Consider the following 8,281-nt stretch of genomic DNA (forward strand, 5'->3'; position numbering starts at 1 on the left):
GGCTTTAAGACTTTAACAACAATCGTTACCAAAACAGCCAATAATAATAAAAAAAGGTTTCAAACGAATTTAATCGTTTGAAACCTTTTTTGATATTATTCTAGGTTAACCTGTTGGTTCTTTCTTCTTTTTACAAAAACCTCTAAAAATACATGAAAAATTCACAATAATTTTCTTGCATTCGACAAATTCTACCAATATTATTGATATTGTGGGAAAATTTTTCCTATACAAAATTTTCACTACTATTAGATTTATATATTCTAGCATAGGCAGGTAACCACTTTATGGTATTTGATGGCATACTCATTTCGTTAATTGTAGGAATACTTAGGAAAGGTAACTTAAGGGCTTTCTCTCAGTTAAAACTAAAATGGGGTTGGGTATTTCCACTGTTATTGGTCGTCCAATTGGCGGTTTTTATGCTTCAAAACGATAGTGAGCTTTTAGGTCAACTTAGCGGATCCATTTACATCGTTGTCTATATCATTGGATTACTATTCTTATTCCTTAATCGCGAGAACCCTGGTTTTATCCTTATTTTCATTGGTGTCTTTCTTAATTTTTTGGTCATGGTTCTCAATGGGGGCAGAATGCCTGTTTCGGTAGAGGCTGCGGCCGTTTTAGACCCTGGTTACATCGAAGCTCTACAAGAAAGCTTGTATGCCAAGCATACCGCTTTAACATCTTCAACACATCTTGGTCTCTTAGGCGATGTGATCCCAATATCTGATCCATACCCGCGTACTCAAATCATAAGTATTGGCGATATTATTATGAATATCGGAATCTTCTTTTTTATACAATATTTAATGGTTAAGCACCCCTTGGCAAAAAAGAGCAATGCAGCTTCCCTTTCATTGAAGGGAGGTGAAGGAAGATGAAAAAAGACCAAAAACAAGGCCTTAAATTAACTGGTATTCTATACAATGCAATTATTATTGGATCTGTTATTGTTGCATTAACATCTGGATTTAGACTAGTATAATCATTAAGTTATATTAAATGGAGGAAGTGAATTTTTTACTTTCTCCAATCTTATTATGAGAGTGATGAAATAATGCAGTTTTTAAAGACAACCACCAATAAATACCTTTTTCTCGTATCAGTGTTAGGTTTCTTAACCTTCATTGCGTTATATGATTTTAATATTCATTCAAATATCGAATGGTTTATCATTATAGCTTTGGCTGGAGCCATCTTACTATTAAATCATTATCCTATACTTCTTCCCCCAAAGGGCAACTCCCTTTCCATGGATTCATCAATATTCCTTGCAAGCCTTTTTTTATATGGGCTGGATATAACATTGGCGGTACTGCTAATTAATTCAATTTTATTTGCGGTTACACAACGAAAAATAGTCTGGTGGAAACATATTTTTAATTTCTCCAGCTATATCTTAATGATTGTTAGTTCTTATTATGTATTCAATTTAACGGGTGGTACCATTGGCAGCATCGATATTAATAACTTCATTTCTTATTTAATTTCCTTACTCACTTACTTTGCTATGAATGTCATTTTTGTCGGATTATTCTTTATACTAGCAGCTGCTGAAAGCTTTGAAAGTGTTTTTAGAGAACTTATTAAAGAAGCACTAGCCCCTTATTTGAGTACGCTCATGCTTTCATTAGTATTGGCCATATTAATGAGTTCGAAAAGTTTATTTGGACTTTTTCTTTTTACCTGTATTGCCTTTTTACTTTCATTAGCATTTAAGCAGCATTTTCTTTTATTTAAAGAGATTTCTGAGAAAGCTAACAAAGACTTTTTAACTGGTCTTAATAATCATGGATATTTTAAAGAAATCTTAGAAAAAGAAGTTACAGTTGCAAAAGAGAACGATCAACCACTTTGTGTAGTTCTTCTTGATATCGATGATTTTAAAAAATATAACGATTTATACGGGCATATCCAAGGAGATCATTTGCTGCAGGAATTTGGAGCACTCCTAAAAACAAAGTCAGAAGCGGAAAGTTACACAGTTGCCCGCTATGGCGGCGAAGAATTTTCGATTATCATGCCTAATACAACCCGGCAGAAAGCTCATTCATTTATGAATGAATTGCGGAAGAAAACTAACGACACTTATTATAAGGGAGTAGAACGTCTCCCCTATGGCTGTTTATCCTTTTCAGCAGGTATTGCAGAATGCGAAAAGGAAACCTATAACACCTCTGAACTTCTAAACAAGGCTGATCAAGCGATGTACGCTGCTAAAGATCAAGGAAAAAACCTTGTTCAAATTTATAATCAGTATTCCGAATACTCAGCACAACGTTCTCTCTCCTTAGAGAAAGAATTGGAAGAGGCAGAACAGCAATTGCGAATCTTTCTTTCAAAGGATGTTTATACATACCGGCATAGTAAGCGTGTTTATCAATATGCCTTAAATTTTTCAAGGTTAATATCCTTAAGTGAATATGAACGAAAGACGTTGATTCTTGGGGCTTTAATTCATGACATTGGAAAAATCGAAATCCCTCGGGAAATTTTGAATAAAAAGGGAAAGCTTGAGCCACATGAATGGGAAATGATGAAAAAGCATGTAACTTGGGGCAAAGAAATCATTTCGACCAATAAAAAATTAGAAGACTTGATACCATTAGTTGAGCTTCATCATGAACGCTTTGACGGAAATGGCTATCCATATGGTTTAAAAGGAAAATCCATTCCTAAACTTGCACGAATCCTTTGTGTCATTGACTCATTTGATGCAATGACCACCGAACGGCCGTATCAAAAAACAAAAACATTCAAGGAAGCGATTGTCGAGTTAAGGGACTGCTCAGGAAAACAATTCGACCCCCAATTCGTCGAACCATTTATAGCCATGATTAATCAGCTTGATGATACCAATTTAATACTGGAAGATGACGGAATGGTTGTGAATAACTAAAAAGACTTAATCCCTCTGGTGCCTGTCACCGCGAAAGAGATTAAGGATAAACTATTGCTTCGTATAAATTTCAAGGGTTTCAAACGAAATAATCGTTTGAAACCCTTTTTTTGTGTCACTGTCCGTCTGGGGTGGAAAGTGTCCACGGGCGGTGACAGGCACCGCTTTTGACACCTCTGTTATTGATGTAGGTAAATCACTTTAACCACTTATAAAAGGTAGCAATATTCTTAATTGTTCAACATTTCACAAATCGTTCACTTTTTATAGAAGTATGAGTGATTGAAATCACTAGGATAATATTTACAAAATTTACAATGTAAGTGTAAACAATTTTATTTAAAGGGGTAGGATCTAGATGAATAAAATAGGGAAGTTTGCAACGCTTATCATTAGTTCTGTTTTACTTTTAGGTGCATGTAATGGTGCCAATGGATCGGTGGAAAAACAAGTTGTAAATGCTAAAATGAATACCTCCTCACCAATTATTGAACCTCATAAGAATCTCAATCAAAAACCAATTCCACTCAACATCGAACGTGTTGGTGAACACGAAGTCAATGTTGAAATGACCGCACAGATCACTGATATCGAAATTAGCAAAGATAATATGTATAAAGCATGGACGTTTAATGGTGAAGCTCCAGGACCCGTAATTGTCGTAAATGAAGGCGATACCATTAACTTTACCTTAAAGAACATGGACCCGGCCATTCCGCACAGTATGGACTTTCATGCGGTTCACGCCTCTCCATCAAAGGATTTTATTGATGTAATGCCAAATGAATCTGGCAGTTTTTCCTATCCCGCTACTAATCCCGGAGTTTTCATGTACCACTGTGGAACAAAACCTGTTTTAGCCCATATCGCCAACGGAATGCATGGTACCATTATCGTTAAGCCTACAAACGGGTACCCAACTGATCCTGAAATCGATCGCGAATTTGTCATTGTTCAAAATGAATGGTATAAATACAACAACCTTGAGGATTTTACCAATGGCGTTCCTAGTAATGTGGTCTTTTCGGCAAAGGCCTTAAAAGAAGGCGATTTGAATACGAATGGTACGGTTGGTGCCCTTGTCGATACGCCTCTTTTGGCTAAAGTTGGCGACAAAATCAGAATCTATGTTAACAATGTCGGACCCAATGAAGTCAGCAGCTTCCATGTCGTCGGAACCGTTTTTGACAATGTTTATATTGATGGAAATCCATTTAATCTTATGAAGGGCTTGCAAACCGTGATGCTGCCTGCAAGCGGCGGGGCTGTCGTTGAATTCACCGTCACGAAAGAAGGTAGCTACCCCATTGTCACCCACCAATTTAACCATGCAACAAAAGGTGCGGTTGGTATCATAAAAGTTACCAAAGATGGACTTGACGATGCAAGCGCAACCATGTCACATTAAAATGTAAAAGCATCGGGGCTTCCCCCGATGCTTTTATCCACAGATATTGTGGTTAGATTTATAGTTACCAACATTTTATCCACAAACAAATAATAAATATCCCCAGTCAGAAAATAGTTATACACATAAGTTATCCAGTTATTCACACAGACCATTGATTTATCCACAGATTTTACATCCACTTTGAAAGAATAGGATTAAATTGAAAAAAGCCTGGGGACTCCCCAGGCTTTTCGGTTATATTCTCGCACCAAGCTCAATCGCTTTACTATTATGATATAAAGATTTTACCTTTAATTCGCATTTAAGTTCATCGCTTAAACAATCCTGCTGCATCATTTCAATATGATGATACTGAAATAGATGATAATAATACTTTCCCTTTAATAATACACTTTTCAACAACACAAAAACCTCCTCAATAGATTTACATAAACCGCCGAGGATCGTGTTCGGTAACTGGCTGGCATTGTTCTTAAACATTAGCCCCTCTAGTTTTGCGTCACCATTTTTCAATAGCTTTGCCGTTTCGTACGATTTATGATGTTATTTCCAATATATGATATAACCTACATATAAAAAAGGGTCTTAGGTCCTGCTTTATTAACTTTTCCTTGTTTTTAAGTGGGCTGCCTAGACTATTTTTTAAAAAATACGTTGTTGAATATCGAAGGATGTAACATAATGTATTATATTGCTGTCTATTATTGTTAGAACTAATTTTCAAAAGTTTTCCTTTAAATTATTTTAAAAAGTAAGGGTGTTACATTGTGAAAAAATTATCTGGAATAATCGGAAGCATCGCCTTGATGACGCTACTACTATCAGGCTGCTCCGAAAAAATGTTATTTGCTAAATCTAATCCGGAACATTCTCAAACTGGAGAAAAATCAGAAAATAGCGATTCAATCCCAACTGTCAAAGATGCCAGTGATGCAGAAAAACCAGAACGGCTTGATGTAAGTACATCTGAGGATAACTCGAAACCGGTAGACCAAAAGGCAGAGGTGCCTCCAGTACAAAATAGTGATGAAAGTATCCAGGTTATTTCAAATCCAGAAAGCATTCCTGTGCTGGTTAATAAACAAAATAAATTACCAGATGATTATAATCCGCAAGATCTTGTTCCTGCCGACATCCCCTTTGTTTCACATGCGACAAATGAAAAACGGAAAATGAGGCAAGAAGCTGCAACTGCTATTAATCAATTATTTACTGATGCTAAAACACAAGGAATTTCACTTTTAGGGGTGTCTGCCTATCGGTCACATGCCACTCAAGCGACATTATTTGACTATTATGTAAGTAAAGATGGTTATGAACAGGCAAGAACGTATAGTGCATTGCCTGGTACGAGCGAGCATGAAACGGGTCTTTCGATTGATGTGACGGGTGCAGATGGAAAGTGTGCTGCTGAAAGTTGCTTCGGAGGTACACCAGAAGCCAATTGGCTCCAAGCACATGCCTCAGAATACGGCTTTATTATTCGCTATCCACAAGGGAAAGAACATATCACTGGATATCAATACGAACCTTGGCACCTTCGTTATGTAGGGAAAGAGATTGCTAGTGAAATCATGAACAGTGGTACTACACTCGAAGAATACTTTAATGAAGTACCTGTGAATAACTAATTAAAAAAGAGTCAAATTCCGTTGGTAGTGGAACTTGACTCTTTTTCTATTTATCCTTTATTTCCAATAGCTTTATTCTTAAATCGTTTTCCATATTGGCTAGCTCTTGTTCAGCAAGACGACGTTTGTGACGTCCTTCCTCCTGAATTCGCATGGTTTCTTCAAGAGTCGTGATTAAATTTTCCTGTGTCTTTTTAAGCGTTTCGATATCAACGAGTCCGCGCTCATTTTCTTTCGCTGTTTCAATGGTATTCGTTTTTAGCATTTCGGCATTTTTCAATAACAGCTCATTTGTGGTTTGTGACACCTTTTTCTGAGCTTCTACTGCATGCCGTTGTCGAATTAAGGTTAGCGCAATCGCTACTTGATTTTTCCAAAGTGGAATAGCTGTCATGATCGACGATTGTATTTTTTCCACAAGCGCTTGGTTTGTATTTTGAATCAGGCGAACCTGTGGAGCACTCTGAATCGTGATCTCACGACTTAATTTCAAATCGTATAAGCGTTTATCCAAGCGGTCGGCAAACTGGATCATATCGTTAACTTCTTGGAACTTCATTTGATCATTTGTTGCCTCTGCTGCCCTTTTCATTGCTGGAATTGTTTTTTGATGGAGCTCTTCTAGCTTAATTTCCCCTGCTGCAATATAGACATTTAACGCATGGAAATATTCTTTATTTGTTTCATAGAGCTGTTCTAGTAATTTAATGTCAGATAAAAGTACGTTTTTACTGCGATCGAGTTTCACACTGATTCGATCGATTTGTGCACCTGTCTTTTGATATTTTGAGAGCACTTCTTGGATTGAGTTAGAAATTTTTCCAAACATACGCCCGAAAAAGGATGGCTTCCCATCCTTTAATTCATCCGGATTAACCTCATCGAGTCTTTTCATTAAATCACTGATGATTTCGCCAACCTCACCGATATCATTTTTCTGCACATGCTCAAGCATGGTGTGTGAAAAGCTTAAAAGCTTCCCTTGTGCTTGGGTACCGTACGTAATCATCGCCTGATGGTTTCTCGGATCAATTTGTTCGGCTAGCTGATATGCTTTTGCCCGGTTTTCCTCCGGAATGACATCAATTAGCTTAGCCGGCTTCACTTCTTGAAGCTGTGGTGATAGCTGCACTTGCGGCGGTGGAGCAAGCTCGTTGTCACCGAACGGATTGGCTAGGATATCATCTAATAAATTCCCAGTTTTATTCAACTGAGGTGAGTTATTCTCGCTCATTTTGGCCTCCTGCTTTCGTCTATATATTTCGTATCATTTAGTTTTTTGATAGATTGTTTCGCAACATCAATTTCAAAATTCAAGGTATCAACATCGTCAGAAATGACAAAATAGAGATCCTCTTCTAGCGCCTTTGTTAGGTCTGTTAACGTTTGGCGTGTCTCATATAAAGAAACATCAATCTCATGACTTTTCTTAGGCTGCTGCGATAAAAATCGGTACTTTTCTGTAAGCTCTACTACAGAATCTAAATGAGAAAAATAAAATTTCTCGGCTTTATAAAAGCGCCTTGGCTCATTATGTGTCATGCTTTGAATTTTCCTTGTTATGCGGAGCACATCCAGTCTCTGCTTCATTGTTGGAAGATCACGAATCGTAAACAACGATTTGTTAAGACGATTAATTTTTTGTTTGGCTTCATCTAAATTCTTCTTTATATAACGATATTCTTTTCTAGTTAGCTGATGTTTTTTCAAAAAGCGTGAAGTCATGATGGCTGAGGTAATATTGTAGACGATGACCCCGCCTCCTAAAGCAATAGCTGATGATGGCCCAAATGTTAGTTTGAACCCAAAATAGCTAACAAACCAGACTACTGTTGCAGATGGCACAGTCACTAAACTTTGAACAAGAAACGATAAAAATCGGTTCATCATAATCGACTCCTAACTAAAAATCCTTTATATTCATACGAACGAACAATGGAAATGTTTCACCAAATACAAAATACCTAAAAAGGCTGGACATCTCTCATTACTTCAACAATACACTATTAAAATCCTGCTTGCCATAGACCACAAGCGTAAAGAAAACTAAGACCTAAGATGTATTTTGGGAAATTGATGGTGGTGATGGTGACAGGCACCACTCGTGGACACTTTCCACCCCAGGCGGACAGTTGTATCTTCCTGTTCCCGCTATTTTAAGCAACCTGGGCTTTAGTCCAAGAGGAATACCCAGATATCCATATGATATCAGGATAACAGGATTAAAATTTATAGATAGAGGAGCGAGGTAATCAAATGTATCATCCATTTGGAATGCCCGATGTTTTTAGATTTGGTGGACAATATGGCGGCGGTCAGCATAGCGGTGGGCACCTC

7 protein-coding genes and 1 riboswitch are annotated in these 8,281 nt (G+C 37.3%); of the genes, 4 read left to right on the plus strand and 3 right to left on the minus strand.

Annotation, left to right across the window (positions count from 1 at the left end; genetic code table 11):
- Nucleotides 1-287: 287 nt before the first annotated feature.
- From V7124_RS07720 to V7124_RS07730, 3 genes are all read left to right on the plus strand, one after another.
- Complete coding sequence (locus V7124_RS07720) at nt 288-884, plus strand: DUF5317 domain-containing protein (RefSeq protein WP_335487697.1); 597 nt, start codon at nt 288-290, stop codon at nt 882-884.
- A 176-nt stretch (nt 885-1,060) separates the two neighbouring features.
- Nucleotides 1,061-2,902: a bifunctional diguanylate cyclase/phosphohydrolase gene (locus tag V7124_RS07725; RefSeq protein WP_335411948.1), complete on the plus strand. Its 1,842-nt coding sequence runs from the start codon at nt 1,061-1,063 to the stop codon at nt 2,900-2,902.
- A gap of 358 nt (nt 2,903-3,260) precedes the next feature.
- The gene (locus V7124_RS07730; protein WP_335411950.1) at nt 3,261-4,310 is read left to right on the plus strand and encodes a multicopper oxidase domain-containing protein; all 1,050 of its coding nucleotides are present in this window, start codon (nt 3,261-3,263) and stop codon (nt 4,308-4,310) included.
- Nucleotides 4,311-4,547: 237 nt separating this feature from the next.
- On the opposite strand, the gene V7124_RS07735 is transcribed toward V7124_RS07730, so the two are convergent.
- Nucleotides 4,548-4,793 (minus strand): hypothetical protein, encoded by a 246-nt coding sequence (locus tag V7124_RS07735; RefSeq protein WP_335487700.1) that lies wholly within the window; start codon nt 4,791-4,793, stop codon nt 4,548-4,550.
- Nucleotides 4,762-4,846, minus strand: a riboswitch (cyclic di-GMP riboswitch). Its footprint overlaps the gene before it by 32 nt.
- A gap of 234 nt (nt 4,847-5,080) precedes the next feature.
- Here V7124_RS07735 and V7124_RS07740 point away from each other — a divergent pair.
- On the plus strand, nt 5,081-5,944 hold the full coding sequence (locus V7124_RS07740; RefSeq protein WP_335411956.1) for a M15 family metallopeptidase: 864 nt from the start codon (nt 5,081-5,083) through the stop codon (nt 5,942-5,944).
- Between the two features lie 46 nt (nt 5,945-5,990).
- Here the strand turns inward: V7124_RS07740 and V7124_RS07745 are convergent, their stop codons facing one another.
- Nucleotides 5,991-7,178 carry a toxic anion resistance protein gene (locus V7124_RS07745; protein ID WP_335411958.1) on the minus strand — a complete coding sequence of 396 codons (1,188 nt, stop codon included), beginning with the start codon at nt 7,176-7,178 and terminating at the stop codon, nt 5,991-5,993.
- Nucleotides 7,175-7,831 (minus strand): 5-bromo-4-chloroindolyl phosphate hydrolysis family protein, encoded by a 657-nt coding sequence (locus tag V7124_RS07750; protein ID WP_335487703.1) that lies wholly within the window; start codon nt 7,829-7,831, stop codon nt 7,175-7,177. The genes V7124_RS07745 and V7124_RS07750 overlap by 4 nt, the downstream gene beginning before the upstream one ends.
- Nucleotides 7,832-8,281 lie beyond the last annotated feature (450 nt).

This window comes from Neobacillus niacini, from assembly GCF_036961885.1.
GTDB classification, from domain to species: domain Bacteria; phylum Bacillota; class Bacilli; order Bacillales; family Cytobacillaceae; genus Neobacillus; species Neobacillus niacini_H.